Origin of the sequence: Companilactobacillus bobalius (assembly GCF_002179915.1) — a bacterium.
In the GTDB taxonomy this organism is placed as follows: domain Bacteria; phylum Bacillota; class Bacilli; order Lactobacillales; family Lactobacillaceae; genus Companilactobacillus; species Companilactobacillus bobalius.
Map to the genome: position 1 here is coordinate 161,638 of NZ_MYFM01000002.1, position 19,041 is coordinate 180,678.

The window sequence follows — 19,041 nt, forward strand, 5'->3', positions numbered from 1 at the left end:
AATAATTTTTATAAAATTTAGAAAGAAGTATTGATTATGAAACAAAATGATACTTATAAATCTAAAGATATTTTGTTGGTCATCGGTTTATTCTTAGTCGTTTTCGTTATTGGAGCCGATTCATTCATAATCTCACCATTGCTGCCAGCTATTGAAAAAGATTACGCAGTAACAACTTCGCAGGCAGCATTGGCAGTCACTATTTACGCTTTGTGTTATGCCGTGGGTAGTCCGTTTTTCGGACCTTTAGGAGACAAGTTTAATAAACGTAAACTTTTAATAACTGGATTATTGATTTTTTTAATAGGTAGTTTTATCTGTGCACAAGCTACTAATATCGGAATCTTTTATTTTGGTAGAGCTGTAGCCGGTATTGGTGCAGCAGTGACAATGCCTAATGTCTGGGCAACTGTTGGTAGTTACTTTACAGGGAAAAAGTTGAATATCGTAATGGGAATTACAATGTCAGCATTATCGTTGTCGATTGCTATCGGTGTACCTTTAGGTACATTATTATCGCAGTTGTCCAATTGGCATATGGCCTTTTGGGGTTCGATAATACTAACATTGATGGCCTTCGGAGTACTGTTATTAGTCGTTCCCAGTCTAAAAGGAAATCAGGGTAAACTGAAATACTTAGCTAGTTTCCAAACGTTGGTCAAATCAAGGAGAGCTTTATTATCTCTGTCGATCAATTTGGTTTGGATGTTTGGTTTTTATTTGATTTATACCTTCTTAGGTACCTTTTTGAATCAGAACTTTCATTTCAATACAGCTCAAACGGGCAATATCTTTATCGTCTATGGATTAAGTAATTTCATTGCCAGTTTTTGCGGCGGTCATTTGCTATCAAAATTAGGAGCGATGAAAGATGTCATCATCAATGGTTTCTTATCAATGATTTTCATTTTAGGATTGGTGATTTGGCAAAATCAGTTATGGGGAATAATAATTTTTCTTATATTATTGGCCTTGGTTCAAGGATTGGGTGTAACTGCCTTAACAACTTACATTGTGGGAGTTGTTCCAGATAAACGTTCGACGGTGATGTCCTTTAATAGCTCATTTCTATACTTGGGACTAACCTTAGGTTCATTAATTGGAGCAATTCTGTATTCTAAGATTGGATTTACGGGATTAGGGATAATCTCTATCATGGCTTTGGGAATCGCGATAATCGAAACTATAAGACTGAAGAAATGATTAATTCTCATTAAATAAATCGCTATTTGACAATAAAAAATAGTAGCGTAATAATCGATATAAATATAATTATTACCAGTTTTATTAGATAATAATGGTTATTCTAAATTCAATGAGGGAGATTTAGTTGATTATGTTAATGAGAAAAGGGAAAAAATGGGCTTTGTCGTGCGTTGCTATAAGTGCGGTAGTGCTAACAGGGATGAGTGCTACAACTGTAAGTGCTGATGACACTTCAGATAGCACAACTGCTACAGCCCAAAGTACTGGTAATCAGGCTGATCAAAACCAGACTAGTGGTAATAATGCACAAACTGCTAAGGGAGCAGTTACACAAAGTACAGTGCAAGATACTACAAAAACAGCAGATTCAACAAATTCAACACAAACTGCATCTGCTCAAAGCTCAGCTACAGCTCAGGCTCCAGTTGCTACTCAAAGTTCTACTAGTGGTGTAGTCACACAATCTGAAAATGCAGCCGTTCAAAATGGTGGACATATTTCTGACGATTTTCCAGATGTTGCTAACAATAAACTAGGATATGCATCTAAATTCCATATTTTTGCTAATGAAGCAACCTTAAATGTGCATACTAACGGTAATGTTGCTGTTGGAAATCTATATGGCAATGTTAACTTTGGTACTAATGTTACTGAAGATAAATTAGTGGATAAGGATATTTCATATGTTGAGAATGTTCATAATTTAGCAAATAGTTCGTTTGTTAATAAAACTGATAGTAGATCGAATAAGGTTATCTTTGGTGCCGATAATGATATTAAGCTAGGTGAGAATGGTAGTAATCCGTCAGTTAATGGAACAAAGATTGATCATCTAGATAACGATGAAATCTACCAAGATAAGGGTACAAATAAGTATATTGATTTCAAGGAATACTTTGAAGAGCTAGAACAAGCTTCTTCTGATTTAGCTAACAGTCATACTACTGTAAGTATAAAGAATAGTGATTTTCCAGATCGTAATCAGCGTGTTATCAATTTGGAAAACTATGAACCTACCAATAATCAAATTGTGATTGATCTTGATTCAGATGTATTGGATATGGATACTCCTTTAATTATTGCGGGATTGTCTTCTGATAAGGGTGGAACAACCGTTATTATCAATGTTGATGGAAAAGGTGTAAATCCACTTAATGTTAATTCACAAATTAAATTGGTTTATAACCATGGTGACGGCAGTAACAATGTTGAACGTCCAAATCAGGAAACAGAATTCTTTGACGATAATCACTTATTATGGAACTTCTATGATAGCAGTGCAGAAGACAATCAATATGCGGGTGATATTGAAATTAATCGTCCATTCCAAGGTAGTATCTTAGCACCTGACGCTACTATAAATATTCATCAAAACTTAGATGGAAATATAGTTGCTGATAAGGTTAATGTTGCCGGTGGTGAAACTCATAGATGGGATCTACAGGACAACTCAGATATTGAAACTGAGTTTGAAAAACCAGTTGTTATTCCTGGTGAAGTAGATTGGTTCCCTAATGAAGTAGAAGAACCCGATGAAGAAAAGCCAGATGAGAATGATGGTTCTAATATTGAAGAACCTGACGAAGAAGAAATGGATATCGATGAAGATGGTAATCTAGTCGAGGAACCTGATGAAAATAACAACGAGGATAATGGTGGTGATACCACAGACCCCGAGAATCCTGACGAGAACAATAATGAGGATAACAACGGAAATGAAGATGGCGACGATAACGACGGCGACAATTCTACAGATCCTGAAAATCCTGAAGAAAATAACAATAATAATGAAGACGAAGATGACACCACAGGTACTGATGAAAACGGTGGAACACCTGACGAAGAAAAACCTGGTGAAGAAGATAATGGCGTAACTCCAGGTACTGACAAAGAAGAGGAAGAAGATTCTGATTCTGAGGAAACAACAACTGGTGAAGATGGCAACCAAAATCTAATCAATGGTGGTTCTGAAGGTAGTCAATCTGAAAACAATGCTGAAGAGGGCTTATTGCCAAATACTTCTGGTAACAAAGGTGATTCAGAAACACCAGCTACTGGTACATCTGACGAAGCTGGAACATTGCCACAGACTGGTGAAGCTTCAAGCATCTTTGCAACTATTGCAGGAGTTTTCTTAATTATTTTTGGTTTTTTATTAAAGACGACAAAAACTAAGAAAAACTAGTGTACAAAAATAGACGATTCCAATTGGAAATCGCCTATTTTTTTGACCTCGTATGGCCGGTGAGTAAGTAATTAATGCCAGGAATGAAACTGACTACTCGAATAATCACTATAGTAATAAAAACCACAACAATATAACGTAGAAAAGTTGCGGGGATACCACGTAGATTGGTATTTTTGAAAAACCAAGGTTCAATGAAAAATATGACTAAATAATGTAATAAATAAATTCCGAAAACTAATGGTGCTAAACTTTCAAAGAAATTAATCACTCCTCGAGAACGTATACTGTTCCCCCATTTCTGCAGCAAAATGAAAGCTGCAATCGACATAATAGGAATGAAAAGAGAAGTCACATAGTAACTATTGTTCGTGTCAAAGGTTTTAGGAACTGATTCGGAAAAGAAGTTCCCGAAAGTACCAATTCCAATAAATAGAGTTAACAAAGCAAAACTACTGATATTTCTGAAATCCATTTGACTCAATAAATATCCTAGAATGAAATAACCAGTAAAACCGCCAATTAATAAAAAGTTTGAAACTGGTGATAATTGGAAAACATGTTTCATATCTTTTCCCATCATAACGTTAACTGATGGTAATAATGAACAGGTAACTAACCAAACACTAGTGACGTAAAATAACATTTTAAGACTAGCGTTATCAACGAAAGTTTTAATGATCGGAGACAAAATATAGACGCCGATTAAAGGATACATAAACCAAAAAACCGGTATGGTGGGTTTGTTGAGAATGAATTTCAATCGTCCCCAAACATCATTAGTTGATAATAAATTAGACGTCAAACTGATAACAGTTGGTAAGATTATCGACCAGATAACAAAAGGGATGACGATTCGAGGAATTCTTTTTTGCCAAGTGTACTTTAAAGACAAAGTTTTTGGACTATTGAGAATTAAAGTACCAGAAATCATAAAAAAAATAGGAACGCTGATGTGGGCAAAATAGTTAAGCATTTTTATGATTTGCCAGTCGGTAGTTCCAATATGTTTAGTGGTGTCAATCGTTGATACGTGTATGAATATAACTAAAAGAATAGCGATGACACGAATAAAATCTAAATAAAAAATCCGTTGTTTTTTATCCATGAGCAGATTCTCCCCTAAGTAGCTCTCTCCATAATAATGTAAAACGCCTCTAAAATGAAGTATTAGCGTATGATATAATGGCAAAGTAAAATTATTGATTGGAAGAATTTATTATGCGCGTAGGAGAATCCCCAAGTACAGATTTTGTCAGATATATAATTTGGATAGTATTTTCTATTGTTACACTGATGTTTAAAAACGCGGCTGCCACCCAAAAGGGATTGAATATACCGATTACCGTTATATTTTTCCTAATTGGACTATTTACCTTGTTTTTAATGATTAGAAAATATGTCCGTGAAGAAAAATCATTTTCAGATACAGCGGAGGGCTTTGCCTATTCACTAGTTTCTAACATCGGTTTAGTTAGTTTGATGATTGTAATGGTTTGCTTGTTAAGAATCATGGTTAGTTATTTACAAGTAACTGGGAAACTGCCAAGCTTCCAAAACGATGATATAGCTAGCTCCGATCAAAAAGTATTTGTGTTTAATATGATTGCAAACGTCTTTGTAGTTGCGATTCAGCAGCAGTTGGTGCAAACTGGCTTTTTCTTCAATTATTTCTTTAGAGAAAGTTCAGCATACAGCGCCGTAATGGGAATTATTTTTAGTGGAATTATAGCTGGAGTTATAAGTTTACCAGGGTCAATCTTACAATTCTTAATGATGATGGCTCTAGGTTGGTGTTACGCATTAACATATTTGTATACCAAAGATGAAAAAATGGCGATATTCGTAGCCATGGTCAGTGCTGCAGTAGGGACTGTAATTATATAGAGAGAGCGAAGCAGGGGCGGTCAGCCTCTGAGGATTTGCCTAAGAACTGGAATTAGCCGCTGAATTTGCGGATGATTTCAGTTCTGTAGCAAACCACAGGAGGTTGCCCCTGCGTAGCTCGTTTTGATAGAGAGTGCAGTAGGCTTGTTTAGATTCTGAGCATTTGCAGGACTTTGCGAATTGGCTGCGTAGCAGACAGTTTGTGAAGTCAGGCAAAGCACAGGAATCTGGCCTACGTAACTCGTTTCCACTATATTGCCAAGCACATTGGTTATCCAAAAAAAGAACATCAAAAAAGTCGACCAAACCAAGGTCGACTTTTTATATTACTTAAGATTAGTTTTCAGAAATTAATTTTTGAGGTTCCTTTTGAAGCAAGGGTGACAATTCACCGTCAACGCACAAAGTCAAACTATGCATTGCTCGAGTACAAATTGTGTACAAAACATCAGTACTACGAAGATCAGGATAGTTTTTAGCTGAAACATCATGACCAATAACAGCATCGAATTCCAATCCTTTAGCCAAATAGATTGGTAAAATTAGAATCCCCTTAGGAATGGAACGGAAGTCAGCATCAACTAATGTAACGATAGATTCATCGCTGAAGTGGGTGTAAATCTGTTCAGCTTGAGCCTGATTACGAGCTAGAATTGCAACTGTATCATACTTCTTGTTCAGTTCTTTAGCTGTTTCTTTCAAACCTTGATAGTAGTCACCATCTTTGAAAATCTTGATAACAGGATCTTCACCTTGACGAGAAAAGGCTTTAACTTCATCGCCGTTTGGTAATAATTTTTTGGCAAAGTTGGTTATTTCAGCAGTTGAACGATAACTCTGGTTCAAAGTGATTGTAGTAATACGCTTCTTTTTGAACAATTCATTAACTTCAGTGACTAAATCATTTTTACGATAGGAACTAGTCAAAACATCTTGTGAACGGTCGCCTAACAAGGTCATCTTAGCGTTAGGGAAAGCATGAGAAATGTATTTTAACTGTGCCATCGTGTAATCTTGAACTTCATCAATAAAGATGTGTTGAATGGCATGGTTAATACCACCATCGGTAACGAAATCTTTTAAATAAAGAATGGCAACTGAATCACTAAGATTTAATTTATGAGCCTCGATTTGATCATCAATTGATTCGATCATAGTTTGCCAAATACTGTCAGAAACTAAATTTTGTTGCATCTTGTTAAGTAAGTAAAGATATTCCTTGTAAGGGTTGAAGAAATAGTTATTAAGTAGAGCGTTGTAAATTGGAGCGTAACGTTCACGCAAGAATTCCTCGGCAATAATTTCTCGTTGGTTGGCTGATTCCTCAATATTGTGGTCTGTAATGATTTGTTGGAAATCTTCATCAGACAAGTTGTCAATTTCAGCTTGAACCCAATCTTCATTGCGGTCTTTATGAATTCTTCCTTGTAGACGTTTGATCAAAGCATTTTTAGTTTTCAGAAAACGGTCAGGGATGTGGTAGGCCGGATTAGTGCTTTGATAAATTTCAGCAATTTCATCACCGGTAAAGAATGGCTTACCTTCAAAAATAATGTCTTCGAAATATGGTGTGTGTTCACGATGATCATTTTCCAATTGTTCCAAATGTTCTAGAAAATCGCCACTTTCTTTGTATAAACGCATCTTAATAGTTGTTTCTGGCAGATTGCGTTCATCTTTTTCGTAACGGTCAAAGAGTGTTTCTACTTGAACACCCGTTAGACGGAGCGAAATGAATTCGTTGAGAGTGACCTGTCGCATATTTCGTTCACCCAAACTAGGAAGAACTTCAGAAATATAATTACTGAATAATTTATTAGGGGAGAAGAGAACAATGTTGTCAGCATTCATCGTTGTGCGGCTATGATAAAGCAGGTAAGCGACACGTTGTAAGATAGCTGAAGTCTTACCTGAACCGGCTACACCTTGAACTAGAAGGACATCAGAGCGAGTATCACGAATAATGATGTTTTGTTCATGTTGGATGGTTGCGACAATACTTTTTAGATATTCATCGCTATATTCACTTAAAACTGATTGAAGAATTTCATCGCCAACAGTTTCATTGGTATCAAACATATTCCGAATTTTGTTATGAACAATCTGGAATTGACGTTTCTTTTTCAATTCGACTTCAGCAGTACCGTTGGGAGTGGGATACGTAACGTTTCCTAAAGTACCGTTATAGTAGATACCAGAAATGGGAGCTCGCCAATCGTAAATTAGAAATTCGCCATCATCATCTTGAAGTGTAGAAGTACCTATGTAAAGCGTATCTTCTTCACCATCTTCGACAATATCAATTCGCCCAAAGTAAGGAGAACCTTGGAGATTTTCTAGTTTGAGACGATTAGCATTTAAAATATTTTCATTTTCAACGGCCAAAGCAACCAATTGTTTCTGTTGTTGAACGGAAGCGTTAGTTTCCATTTGGTCATCGACTTCAGTGGTATTAACTTTGGTATTTTCACCGTAATTACGTTCGATACGGCTAGTTTCCTTGTGTGCCTGTGCAATACTGGCATCAACACGTTCAATCTGTCGTTCAATTTTTCCAGCGACTTGGTCGACACGCTTTTGTTCTGATTCTTTAGATTGATTAATCGTCATTAAAATACCCCTCGTTGACAATTTGTCATTTTTTAATTATGCTAATAGCAATTAGAGTACATTAAAGCATAAGCATTTTTGAGTACTAATTCAAGTAGTTGCTTTTAGAGAATAACTTCATGGCTGAAAAAGTTATCAACCTTGTTTTGGGAAATGGGTATGGCTAGTTACCTTATAACTTTGAGTGGTAGAGTATACTCTACAAAACAGGTGGCACCACGTTTAAGCGTCCTATTATTAATATAATAGGACGCTTTTTTTATGGAGAGCCATTATACCACCTCAAAAATGTTTTTGCATTAATGAATCCAGGAGGAAAAATATGAAAACAAATACTATTTTGACAGGGGATCGTCCCACAGGTAAGTTGCACATTGGACATTATTTAGGTTCATTGAAGAATCGTGTGAAACTTCAAAACGAGGGCAAGTACAAAATGTTTGTCATGATTGCTGATATGCAAGCCTTCACTGACAATGCTAGAAATCCAGAAAAAGTTCGTAATAGTTTAATTCAAGTTGCCCTTGATTATCTTTCTGTAGGAATTGATCCTAGCAAAACTAACATTTTAGTACAATCACAAATTCCTGCTTTAAATGAATTGACAATGTACTATCTTGATCTTGTTTCTGTTTCTCGTTTGGAAAGAAATCCTACTGTTAAATCAGAAATTCAACAAAAGAGTTTTGGACAAAGTATTCCTGCTGGATTCTTAACATATCCAGTTAGTCAAACAGCTGATATTACAGCTTTCAAAGCTGACACAGTTCCTGTTGGTGATGATCAAGAACCAATGATGGAACAAGCTCGTGAAATAGTTCGTACCTTCAATAACACTTATAATGTTGACACATTGGTTGAGCCTCAAGGAGTCTTCCCACCTAAGGGCCAAGGTAGATTACCTGGTATTGATGGTAACGCCAAGATGAGTAAATCATTAGGTAATTGTATCTACTTATCAGATCCTGCTGATGTTGTGACTAAGAAAGTTATGTCTATGTATACTGATCCAGATCACATTCATGTTGAAGACCCAGGTAAAATTGAAGGTAACACTGTCTTTACATACTTAGATGCTTTCGGAACAGATACAGAAAAAATTGCTGAATTAAAGGCACAATATCAGGCTGGTGGTTTAGGTGACGTTAAAGTAAAACGTTATTTGAATGATGTCCTACAAGAAATTCTAGAACCAATCCGCAATCGCCGTGCCGAATACGAAAAGGATATTCCTGGTGTTTACGATATTCTTAAAAAGGGTAGCGACAATGCTAACATCGTTGCTAACCAAACTTTAACAGAAGTAAGAAAAGCTATTGGTGTTAATTATTTCGACTAGTTTCTGAAAATAAAAACACTTTTACAGAAAAATGCTATGCTTAACTCTTGATTTTATCAAGAGTCGGGTGTAGCATATTTTTTGTTCTAAAAAAATTAAAGTTTTTTTTGAAGAAAATGAGGTAGATTTATGGATGACTATAATTTGATTGGTTTCGTGATGAAATACACCATGATCAGGAAGCGAATCGCGGCTAGCTATTTGAAAAAAGAAGATTTAAATGCTTTTGAAAGTATTTTACTAGCTATTGTCTATAAAAGACGTGAATGTAGTCAGGATAAAATTGGTGAGATCACATTGTTTGATGGTGCCAGTATTGCCCGTTCGTTAAAAAAACTTGAGGATCGCGGATTTGTATCCCGGCATGCTGATCCTAATAATCGTCGTAAGAAGATTGTTAGCATTACTGAAGCAGGTTCAGAGCTTTATGGTGAAGTGCGCAAGGCTTTCAGTGAGAGTAATGATGCAATCTTTAAAGGCATAACTTCTGAGGAACAAACAGAATTAGAGAGTATTTTGATGAAGGTTTACAAGAACCTTGATGACATCGAAATACCTTCTAAATAATTATAGAGAAGAGGAATTTTGTTATTATGGCGAATAATGATAAAGCAATTGTGGATGCACACGGGAAACCCTTTAACCGTAATCTTTTGGTTTTAGTGCTTCTTGTTGGTACATTCTGTACTGTTTTAAACGGTACAATTTTAACCACCGCCTTTCCAACCTTGATGAAGGAATTTAGTGTTACTACTTCCGACGTTCAATGGTTAACAACTGGATTTTTGATGGTTAACGGAATTATGATTCCTGTTACTGCTTGGTTAAGTAACAATTTTAGTACAAAGATTTTATATATTATTGCAATGTCGACTTTCTTAGTCGGTACAATTATGTGTTTTACAGCACCAAACTTCGGAACTATTTTAGCCGGACGTTTGATTCAAGCTGTCGGTGTTGGTATTACAATGCCACTTATGCAAGTGGTTATGTTATCAATTTTCCCAGCTAATCAACGTGGTGCTGCCATGGGTCTAGGTGGTTTAGTTATTGGACTTGCTCCAGCTATTGGACCTACACTTTCAGGTTTCATTATTGATAACTCTTCATGGAGACAACTTTTCGGAATGATTATTCCTATTGTCATCATCGTTTTGATTTTGGCATTCTTTTTCATGCGTCCTGTTATCAAAACACGTCGTACTAAATTAGATGTACTTTCACTAATCGAATCAACACTTGGATTTGGTGCCATTCTTTATGGTTTCTCATCTGTTGGTGATGATGGTTGGGGTTCAATGAAGGTTATTGGCTCAATCGTTGTTGGTATTATTTTCATTCTATTATTTGGTTATCGCCAATTACATATGGATACACCATTCTTGGAATTACGTGTTTTCACAGAAAAGAAGTTTGCGATTGCGGCCGCTTTGTCATCAGTTACAAATATGGCCATGGTCGGAGTTGAAATGGTGCTTCCATTGTACTTACAAATCGTTAAAGGCATGTCAGCTTTCCATTCTGGATTAACTTTGTTACCAGGTGCCTTGATGATTGGTGTTATGAGTCCAATTACTGGTAACGCTTTTGATAAATATGGACCAAAAGATTTGGCACGTATGGGTATGTTCTTATTAACAGCCGGTACAATTCCATTCTTGTTCTTAACAAAGAGCACACCTGTTTTAGATATCGTGGTGCTATACATGATTCGTATGTTTGGTATTTCAATGGTCTTGATGCCCGTTACAACTGATGGTATGAATGCATTGCCATTCAACTTGATGAGTCATGGTACAGCCGTTAATAATACTGTTAGACAAGTTTTCAGTTCTATGGGTACAGCTATCTTGGTCAGTGTCTTGACTAACGTTACAAACAACTTAAAACCAGGACATGCCATTCTTAAGGCATCACCATTGGAATATAAAGATAAATTCTTCAATGCTACATTGAGCGGATATCACGCAGCCTTTGCCGTTGCTATTGTCTTTTGTTTGATTGGATTCTTGATCACATTTATGGTTAAGGGCAGTGCTAAATCAAAGACAATCGATACTGATCAATTGAGGAAAACAGAATTGGCAGGTGAAGAATAATGATTTTAATTACAATTTTAATCTGTGCAGGATTAGCATATTTCTTCGCTGTCTTTTTAAAGAATAAAAAAGTGGGATATGGACTATCATTCACATTTATCGCTTTATTCATCATAAGTTTGGTACTCTTGATTTCAAATGAATATGGTCATTTTGGAATGGAAAAAGTAACCAATGAAAAGACTTATCAGATTCAATCCGTTCAAAAGGGATCTAACTTACTTTTAGAGAAAAAGTTGGGTACAAGTGGTAAAGAGAGTGTTTATGTTTATCGCACGCCTGAAACTGCTAAAGCTAAGAAACCACAAACAACTAAAGTTGATGTAAATGTTAAGAACGTAGTAAAGACTGGAAATTATTCAGCCGCTACATTAACAAAGAAAACAACACGTTGGGAGTACAAGAACGGTTTCTATTCATTCCTCTTTGGAATTTCCGATAACAACAAAGAATTTGTTAAACAAACAAATACCTTTAAAGTCGGTAATGATTGGTTAGTTTTGACAACAACACAAGCTAGTCAACTACAAAAGAAAATGAAGAGTAAAACTTTCAAAGCTCAAATGAAACAAGAAGGACAAACTTACGTGAAGGCAGCAGTAGCCAAAGCAATGCAAGCAAATCCAACTATGACATCAGCCGAACAAAAGAAAGTTATTCAACAAGCTCAAAAAGAATTTAAAGCCGAAGCACAAGCTAAGTTAATTCAAGAAATTAAGAATCAAAAATAAAGTTCCTTTGTGGGACAAAATAAATGGCATCTATTGGGTAGTTTCCGGTAGGTGCTATTTTTTTGTTGGTGTAAAGTGCCGTCTTCCGTAAAAATTGAAAATGCTGGTGGAACGCTGTGGGCACGGCTTGAAGCTAATTATTTCACACTCCGTGCAAAATAATGGATCTCCAAGTCCGGCCTCATTGTAACCGGCAAAGCCGCTAACAATGATTTCACAGCTGACCGCATTTTCAACTTTTACTCCAGACTAGTGAACGGTCCTGTTTGGAGTGAATGTACATATCTTGTGTAGATAAAGTGGAAAACTAATTACAATTGAGAATGAAATGGCGTTGCTTTTTTTGCAATTCAGAAATGATAGAGATGTTAATGGAAAGAGTATAGAGGAACAATCCAAGTTGAAGTGCATGTAATAAAATTAACTTCAATTTGGAAATATCGATATAGAAAAAATCATATAAATTGAAAGGAAACAAACCAAATCATATTTCTCAGATAAAAAATTGAAATACTCTTCAGTCTGGAACAAAAATTGGGAATACCTTCAGCCATGAGATCATTGTAAGTGGCTATGCCACTTACAATGAGGCCGACTTTGGAAATCCATAATCTTACACAAAGTGTAAGATTATTAGTTTCAAATCGTGCCCATGGCGTTCCAAGGCATTCCCAATTTTTGTGGAAGACGGCAGTAGAACACCTATCCCAGCAACAGCAGCAGTAGAACAACATCACGGAGACAAAACGTCTATCAAAATGACGCCTAAATATTTAAGTAATATTAAATATGATGTTAAATTTATTACGAAAAAATTATAAGGTTATAAATTAATAAATCTCGTTATTTTTAAGGAAGAGGTACAGACAAATGAGTAAAAAATTCAAAATTGCTTTTGTTTGTGGTTTAGCTTTATTAATGATGTCTCCCCAAAGTGTAAAAGCTGATTCGACCAATACTTCCAAAATTGATTCCCAAGCAATCGTCAGTACAAAATCTATAACAAAGTTATACACAGAAAACGGGGAACTAATTCAGAATCGAAAATTAGGAGCTAATACAGCCTGGGTAACTGATCAAAAAATGACATATCAAGGTCAGACTTACTATCGTGTGGCGACGGATGAATATTTGGAAGCCAATGATGTAACTATCAGTTACGGTCATGCAGAATCTGGAACGATAGTTATCAATGGCTGGGGTGGTGTCAGTTTTTCTCATGATGACAATGGTTTTTATCGGAATGGTCAGAAGAATTTTTCAGCTAATTCGCTTTGGAAATATGATCGTGTCGATAAGAGTGATGGACTGACTTATTATCGAATCGGTAATAATATTTGGATCAATAGTAACGATGCAACCACGGCGGTTGGTTATCAAAATCCTAGTGGTTGGCTTCAGATTCAAAATACTCAAATTAAACCTGTGGGTAATGTTGGATACGATCTTTATAACGGCGTTGAAGGTGTCAAAGTTTATTTAGTAAGAAGATACTTTGGCTATTCCAATGCTCATACTATCTATGATGGTTCGGTTGCGGCCAGTGTTAGAAGCTTCCAAGCTCGCAGAGGATTACCTGCAACAGGAATAGTAAACTTAGCTACATGGGAAAATATGGGCTTCTCAGAGTCTTCTTGGTATGATATCGACTCTTACGTAGCACCACTGGAAACTAACCAGATAAGTACAAGGTCAGACCATATCGAAGCAATGATCAATCAGGCATACAAGTACTTAGGTCAAACTTGGATCTCCGGTGCTGCTAGTTCACCTCAGTATGGAGTTGATTGTTCAGGACTGGTAACGCAGGCTTTATATGCTTCAGGTATCAATCCGGCTCCAGTTTCGGCTATTCAACACGCTCAAGTGGGTAATGAGTGGAATAGTCGCATGCTTTGGAGTGATGATCGTATGCCACGGATCAATTTCAATAACCGTCAAAGAGGCGATTTGATTTTCTATACTGATCCATCGACTGGCCTGATTTGGCACGTAGGAATTTTATTAAATCGTGATACGATGATTGAATCATGGCCATACGCCGTGCAAGTACACTCAATCTATTCAGGACGCGGGAACATCGCCGGTGTCAAACGTGTATTTGCTTAATCAAAAACAAATTCGATATAATAGAATTCGAATTTATCAACTGGGATAGAATATGTTCAATTTCCTAAATAAAAAGAATCTCGATCAATTGACGGTTAATTGGTCGAGATTTTGTATTTATCTATGATTTTATTTATAAGCCGATTATTATGTATTGTAGATTAACATGTTGATAATTATCAGTAAAATTAGTGGGAGAGGTGAGATGATTGTGGAAAATATTTTTGATGTTCAAGACTTGTCTTATCAAGTTGGAAATAAAGAGATTTTGAAACATATCAGTGTAAAAATTGAAAAAGGTAAATACATCACAGTAGTGGGGCCTTCAGGAAGTGGAAAGAGTACCTTCATGCGGATTCTAGCTTCGATGATCAGTCAAACATCGGGAAAAGTTTTATTTGAAGGTAAAGCAATTGATTCTTATGAACCGACAAAATACCGTCAAAGAGTTTCTTATGCTTTTCAACAACCAACTTTATTTGGCAAAACCGTGCGTGACAATTTAACTTTTCCTTTTGAAGTTCGTAATGAAGAATTCGATGAATCCAAGGTTAAACAGTATTTGAAGATGGTCAATCTGGATGAAAGTTACCTTGATAAGAGTGTCAACGATGTTTCTGGGGGCGAAAAGCAACGAATTGCTCTTTTACGTAATCTGATTTTTCCACCGGAAGTGTTAATAACTGATGAAGTCACTGCCGGTTTGGATGTGGAAAACAAAAATATCGTGCATTCGATGTTGGCGGAATTTAATCAACGAGGGTTAACGATTTTGCGTGTGACGCATGATGAGTCAGAAATTGAAGCCTCTCATGATAAAATTACCATCAAAAATGGGGAGGTAGTGGACAATGTCTAATTTAACAGTTTCCAATTCAACTTTAATGTTGGGATTCGTGTTAGTAATTGTAGCATTAGTAATTGGCTACATTGAAAAGTTACATATTGATAAAGATATTATTATTGGTGTTATTCGAGCAATCATTCAATTGTCGATTGTCGGATATGTGCTGAAATTCGTTATTAAAGCCGACGATATTTGGTTAACCTTGGCTTGCTTCATTATTATTGTCATCAATGCCTCTTATAATGCAGGTAAACGTGGAAACGGTATTCCTAAGGTCTTTCAATCATCATTGTTGGCTATCTTTGTGGGTACGACAATTACTTTAGGAACACTAGTTTTTACTGGTTCTATTAAATTTGTACCCGAACAGATCGTCCCTGTTACCGGAATGATTGCCAGCAATATTATGGTCGCTATTGGACTTTGTTATCGCAATATGAAGCAGACTTTTTCCGACCGTCACCAACAAATTCTGGAGAAATTAGCCTTAGGTGCTGATATTAAACTAGCTTCACTCGATATTTTACGAGATAGCATCAAGAGTGGTATGCAACCCACAATCGATTCGATTAAGACCCTTGGTTTGGTTAGTTTGCCGGGAATGATGTCAGGATTGATTTTTGCCGGTGTTGATCCAGTTAAGGCAATTAAATATCAGATCATGGTTACTTTTATGCTGCTAGCATCAACTAGTATCGGTTCAATTATTTCTTGTTATTTAGGTTATCGCCAATTCTTTAATGAAAGAAAACAGTTAAAGAATGAACTAATTTCTTAACTTTGTGAAAAATAGGTCTACTATATAGGCCTATTTTTTTATATAATTGATACAATGGGATGTGATGTAAATTTGAAGTTAGCAGTTATTGAAATTGGATCTAACTCCATTAGGACATCAGTGTATCGATCTTCAAAAAAGAATCGCTTTAAAACTTTGGATCGTTGGCGCGAGCCGGTTCGATTAGGCAAATCAATTGCTCAGAGCCGTCTTTTAACCAATGATCAAATAGAAGAGACCATTGATGTTCTAAAGAAATTTCAAACTCGAATTGAAAGGTATCACGTAGATCGAACTAGTTTAATTGCCACTGCAGCAGTCAGAATGGCTAAGAATCAAGAACAATTGATTTTTGCCGTACTTAAAGAAACTGGTCTGCAACTAGAAATCATCAATGAGCAAGAAGAAGCTTATTATGATTATGTGGCCGTACGTAGCACAATGCGGATCAAGGATGCGTTGATTGTTGACGTTGGTGGTGGTAGCAGTGAAATCAGTTTGGCAAAAAAAGGACGCTTAAAACACGGTCTCAGTATTCCAATTGGTGCTATTTCAATTTCGGATTTGTATTTAGCAAGTGATCCAATAAAAAGTGAACAACTAAGAGCGGCAAGAAAAGATATTAGTGAACGTTTAGACCGACTTACATGGATGAATGCGAAAGCTACCTTCGTTGGTTTAGGCGGTACTTTAAGAGCCGTAACTAGCATTTTGAATCGTGAAAATAAGAGAAAAAAGACACTCCACAATTCAGTGATTACCGTTGACCAAATTGATGAACTATTTAACCAACTGATTCATGCTTCGATGGAAGAACGCAGTCAGATCAAAGAGTTGAGTGATGGTAGATATGAAGTCATTTTAGGTGGAATATTGATAATCTCCGAGATAATAAAAAAGACCCCCTCTACAGAAATTCGTTTTTCGAATTTCGGAGTTAGAGAAGGTTATGTCTTTAATTATTTCCACAAGATGCATTTAAAAGAATAAACAATTATGCACGACTAGGGATGGTTATTTGAGTTTGGTCAAGAATATGTCCATCCATTTTGTGCAATAATTCGTTCATCCAAAAACCATTTTCCAAGTTAAGGTTATCATCTAGAGCAAACACCTTGAGAATATAATCATGGGTTTGATCTGGTGGATATGGTCCATTGTAACCAGTGGCCAAATCTTTGGGGCCATCAGTTAATGGACTAGCTGTGCTGTTCTTTCCTTGAACAATTGGACTTTGAGCAAGTCGACTGAAGTTTTCAGGTATTTCTAGTTGAGAACTAGGAATATTTGCCATGGTCCAGTGAATCCATTCAAATCCACAAACGGGAATTGAATCAGGATCAGTAAAAGTCAAAGCAATAGTTTTTGTATCTGCCGGTAGATTGGATAATTGAATTGGGAAACTAATAAGAGGTTTCCCATTTTTTATATCCTCAGGAGCAGCATGCTTGCCATATTTATCGGGCAAAAGGTTATTCGGTAAAGATACATTAACATCCATAAAAAAATCTCCTTTAAAATGAGGTGTAGTAATGAAACAAATAGATAACAACGACCTATCTACTAATATTGTAGAGCAGGTTCAAAAAATTGAGCAAGAATATAATAAAAAAGTCGAGATATACTCAGACTATTCAGAACAAGAATTTTTGACATTAGATCAAGCTAGTCATGAGATCAAAGGTGATATTGTAAAAGTTATCATCACTAATGAAAAATACAGTGAGTTTGTTCTAGCACATGAACTTTATCATATTGCTTTGGAATTATCTGATGAGCCAAGTATCTCTTGTGCTGTAACATCTGGTAAGCCAGATTATGATGGTCGTATTTTGGCAATCGCTAATTCGATTTTCGAAACTTTGGAGCATATCTCAGTTTTGAAATCTCAAAAGGCTGATGGAACTTATACAGCTGAAGTCAAAGATGCATTTCTCAAGGGAATTGAAGTGGCCCTAAATCCTAAGGTTTCTTTAGATTTAGCTAACATGCGCTTCTACCGTACTTTGATTATGTTTGATGGAATGATCTTCAGTGAACATGCTCAAGATGATAAGTGGAAAGATGAATTTCCAACATCATACAAGTATGCTGAAAAGCTAGTTAAGATTGCGGAAGCTAATGATTTGTCAGATGCATTCCATTTCAGGCGTGCTTTGGTCAATGCCTTGGATACATATAATGAAATTATTTTGTCCAATGGCTATGAGGGTCTTGGTTATCATGAATTCTTGAATATAACGCCAGTGTTATCAGAGCGTCAATTGAGATTGTCATTGAATCAAGTTTATCAAGTAAAGCATTCCTCATTTAAGAATCGTGCGACTGGAAAAGATGCCTTCGTACTTTTAGGTATCAATGATGGTCAAAGTGTTACAACTCTAGATATTGATCCTGGTAAAGTAACACCGGAATTTTACAAGGCCTTTTATCAATACAAAATTATCGATGTATTTGAAAAGGAAGAAGTTAAATACTTAACAAGATAAGAGGGGATTTGTGTGCAAGATAAAATTGAAGAGTTTAAAGAATTACTAGACAAAGCTAATTTTGTGACTTTTCTAACTGGTGCAGGCGTCTCTGTGCCATCGGGGATTCCCGATTATCGTTCTAAGAATGGATTGTATAAGCGGAAGAATTATAACTTTCCTCCAGAATATATGTTGAGTCACGACAATTTAGTTGAACATCCCGATGTTTTCCATGATTTCGTAGTTCATAATATGTACTTTCCTGATGCACAACCCAATATCATTCATAAGAAAATGGCCCAGATCAGTAATCAAAAAGGTGCCATAGTAACCCAAAATGTCGATAAACTGCACACAAAAGCAGGAGCCAAAAACGTGGTAGAGTTTCACGGTAATTTGTATGATAATATTCATTGCTTAACATGTGGCAAAGAGTTTGATTACAAGGATTATTTGAAGGATTATCGACATCACGAAGATAATGGTATTATTCGTCCAGGGACAACTGTCCTATACGGAGAAAATATTAACTCAAAGAACTTTCAAAATGCTGCTTTAGCAGTTCAAAGAGCTGATTTGTTAGTGGTAGTAGGAACTAGTTTTAAAGTATATCCTTTCGCAGGATTACTAGAATACAGCACTCCACAAGCCAAATTAGTAGTTATTAATAAAGAAGATTTAAACATAGATTCGTCGATTTTAGCTATCGATGACGATGCAACGAACGTTTTTTCACAAATATAAAAGAATGCTATACTTAATATCAATTTGAAAGCGGT

The 19,041-nt window shown here is 36.1% G+C and carries 16 protein-coding genes; 13 read left to right on the forward strand and 3 right to left on the reverse strand.

Annotation, left to right across the window (positions count from 1 at the left end):
- The first annotated feature begins 36 nt into the window (after window positions 1–36).
- Together LKACC16343_RS03825 and LKACC16343_RS03830 are read left to right on the forward strand one after the other, a co-directional pair.
- Window positions 37–1,203: an MFS transporter gene (locus LKACC16343_RS03825; protein WP_056954332.1), complete on the forward strand. Its 1,167-nt coding sequence runs from the start codon at window positions 37–39 to the stop codon at window positions 1,201–1,203.
- 133 nt (window positions 1,204–1,336) lie between these two features.
- On the forward strand, window positions 1,337–3,391 hold the full coding sequence (locus LKACC16343_RS03830) for a collagen-binding domain-containing protein (RefSeq protein ID WP_056954334.1): 2,055 nt from the start codon (window positions 1,337–1,339) through the stop codon (window positions 3,389–3,391).
- Between the two features lie 34 nt (window positions 3,392–3,425).
- On the opposite strand, the gene LKACC16343_RS03835 is transcribed toward LKACC16343_RS03830, so the two are convergent.
- Window positions 3,426–4,499, reverse strand: a complete 1,074-nt coding sequence (locus tag LKACC16343_RS03835) for an acyltransferase (protein WP_056954336.1) — start codon at window positions 4,497–4,499, stop codon at window positions 3,426–3,428.
- Window positions 4,500–4,612: 113 nt separating this feature from the next.
- Between LKACC16343_RS03835 and LKACC16343_RS03840 the strand changes: the two genes are divergently transcribed.
- Window positions 4,613–5,278: a CPBP family glutamic-type intramembrane protease gene (locus tag LKACC16343_RS03840; RefSeq protein ID WP_056954338.1), complete on the forward strand. Its 666-nt coding sequence runs from the start codon at window positions 4,613–4,615 to the stop codon at window positions 5,276–5,278.
- A 336-nt stretch (window positions 5,279–5,614) separates the two neighbouring features.
- Here the strand turns inward: LKACC16343_RS03840 and helD are convergent, their stop codons facing one another.
- Window positions 5,615–7,888, reverse strand: a complete 2,274-nt coding sequence (gene helD, locus LKACC16343_RS03845; protein WP_056954340.1) for an RNA polymerase recycling motor HelD — start codon at window positions 7,886–7,888, stop codon at window positions 5,615–5,617.
- Between the two features lie 322 nt (window positions 7,889–8,210).
- On the opposite strand from helD, the gene trpS reads away from it, so the two are divergent.
- From trpS to LKACC16343_RS03885, 8 genes are all read left to right on the forward strand, one after another.
- Window positions 8,211–9,227 carry a tryptophan--tRNA ligase gene (trpS, locus tag LKACC16343_RS03850; RefSeq protein WP_056954342.1) on the forward strand — a complete coding sequence of 339 codons (1,017 nt, stop codon included), beginning with the start codon at window positions 8,211–8,213 and terminating at the stop codon, window positions 9,225–9,227.
- Between the two features lie 129 nt (window positions 9,228–9,356).
- On the forward strand, window positions 9,357–9,794 hold the full coding sequence (locus tag LKACC16343_RS03855) for a MarR family winged helix-turn-helix transcriptional regulator (protein ID WP_056954344.1): 438 nt from the start codon (window positions 9,357–9,359) through the stop codon (window positions 9,792–9,794).
- Between the two features lie 26 nt (window positions 9,795–9,820).
- Entirely contained in the window at window positions 9,821–11,326 is a 1,506-nt protein-coding gene (locus tag LKACC16343_RS03860; RefSeq protein ID WP_056954346.1) for an MDR family MFS transporter, read from the forward strand.
- Window positions 11,326–12,057, forward strand: coding sequence for a DUF4811 domain-containing protein (locus tag LKACC16343_RS03865; protein ID WP_056954348.1), 732 nt, complete (start codon window positions 11,326–11,328; stop codon window positions 12,055–12,057). The genes LKACC16343_RS03860 and LKACC16343_RS03865 overlap by 1 nt, the downstream gene beginning before the upstream one ends.
- 870 nt (window positions 12,058–12,927) lie before the next feature.
- The gene (locus tag LKACC16343_RS03870; protein WP_056954350.1) at window positions 12,928–14,166 is read left to right on the forward strand and encodes a C40 family peptidase; all 1,239 of its coding nucleotides are present in this window, start codon (window positions 12,928–12,930) and stop codon (window positions 14,164–14,166) included.
- A 211-nt stretch (window positions 14,167–14,377) separates the two neighbouring features.
- Complete coding sequence (locus LKACC16343_RS03875) at window positions 14,378–15,025, forward strand: ABC transporter ATP-binding protein (RefSeq protein WP_179207681.1); 648 nt, start codon at window positions 14,378–14,380, stop codon at window positions 15,023–15,025.
- Window positions 15,018–15,791, forward strand: coding sequence for an ABC transporter permease (locus LKACC16343_RS03880; protein ID WP_056954354.1), 774 nt, complete (start codon window positions 15,018–15,020; stop codon window positions 15,789–15,791). The genes LKACC16343_RS03875 and LKACC16343_RS03880 overlap by 8 nt, the downstream gene beginning before the upstream one ends.
- Window positions 15,792–15,863: 72 nt before the next feature.
- Window positions 15,864–16,781 (forward strand): Ppx/GppA phosphatase family protein, encoded by a 918-nt coding sequence (locus LKACC16343_RS03885; RefSeq protein WP_056954356.1) that lies wholly within the window; start codon window positions 15,864–15,866, stop codon window positions 16,779–16,781.
- A 4-nt stretch (window positions 16,782–16,785) separates the two neighbouring features.
- Here LKACC16343_RS03885 and LKACC16343_RS03890 read toward each other — a convergent pair whose 3' ends face one another.
- The gene (locus LKACC16343_RS03890) at window positions 16,786–17,292 is read right to left on the reverse strand and encodes a YbhB/YbcL family Raf kinase inhibitor-like protein (RefSeq protein WP_056954358.1); all 507 of its coding nucleotides are present in this window, start codon (window positions 17,290–17,292) and stop codon (window positions 16,786–16,788) included.
- A gap of 31 nt (window positions 17,293–17,323) precedes the next feature.
- Between LKACC16343_RS03890 and LKACC16343_RS03895 the strand changes: the two genes are divergently transcribed.
- Window positions 17,324–18,280, forward strand: coding sequence for a hypothetical protein (locus LKACC16343_RS03895; RefSeq protein ID WP_056954360.1), 957 nt, complete (start codon window positions 17,324–17,326; stop codon window positions 18,278–18,280).
- A gap of 24 nt (window positions 18,281–18,304) precedes the next feature.
- Window positions 18,305–19,006 (forward strand): NAD-dependent protein deacylase, encoded by a 702-nt coding sequence (locus tag LKACC16343_RS03900; protein WP_056954677.1) that lies wholly within the window; start codon window positions 18,305–18,307, stop codon window positions 19,004–19,006.
- Window positions 19,007–19,041 lie beyond the last annotated feature (35 nt).

Bases quoted from the DNA above. Each gene is read 5' to 3' on its own strand.
- LKACC16343_RS03825 (WP_056954332.1), top strand. From the start codon at position 37: ATGAAACAAAATGATACTTATAAATCTAAAGATATTTTGTTGGTCATC.
- LKACC16343_RS03830 (WP_056954334.1), top strand. From the start codon at position 1,337: ATGTTAATGAGAAAAGGGAAAAAATGGGCTTTGTCGTGCGTTGCTATA.
- LKACC16343_RS03835 (WP_056954336.1), bottom strand. From the start codon at position 4,499: ATGGATAAAAAACAACGGATTTTTTATTTAGATTTTATTCGTGTCATC.
- LKACC16343_RS03840 (WP_056954338.1), top strand. From the start codon at position 4,613: ATGCGCGTAGGAGAATCCCCAAGTACAGATTTTGTCAGATATATAATT.
- helD (WP_056954340.1), bottom strand. From the start codon at position 7,888: ATGACGATTAATCAATCTAAAGAATCAGAACAAAAGCGTGTCGACCAA.
- trpS (WP_056954342.1), top strand. From the start codon at position 8,211: ATGAAAACAAATACTATTTTGACAGGGGATCGTCCCACAGGTAAGTTG.
- LKACC16343_RS03855 (WP_056954344.1), top strand. From the start codon at position 9,357: ATGGATGACTATAATTTGATTGGTTTCGTGATGAAATACACCATGATC.
- LKACC16343_RS03860 (WP_056954346.1), top strand. From the start codon at position 9,821: ATGGCGAATAATGATAAAGCAATTGTGGATGCACACGGGAAACCCTTT.
- LKACC16343_RS03865 (WP_056954348.1), top strand. From the start codon at position 11,326: ATGATTTTAATTACAATTTTAATCTGTGCAGGATTAGCATATTTCTTC.
- LKACC16343_RS03870 (WP_056954350.1), top strand. From the start codon at position 12,928: ATGAGTAAAAAATTCAAAATTGCTTTTGTTTGTGGTTTAGCTTTATTA.
- LKACC16343_RS03880 (WP_056954354.1), top strand. From the start codon at position 15,018: ATGTCTAATTTAACAGTTTCCAATTCAACTTTAATGTTGGGATTCGTG.
- LKACC16343_RS03890 (WP_056954358.1), bottom strand. From the start codon at position 17,292: ATGGATGTTAATGTATCTTTACCGAATAACCTTTTGCCCGATAAATAT.
- LKACC16343_RS03895 (WP_056954360.1), top strand. From the start codon at position 17,324: ATGAAACAAATAGATAACAACGACCTATCTACTAATATTGTAGAGCAG.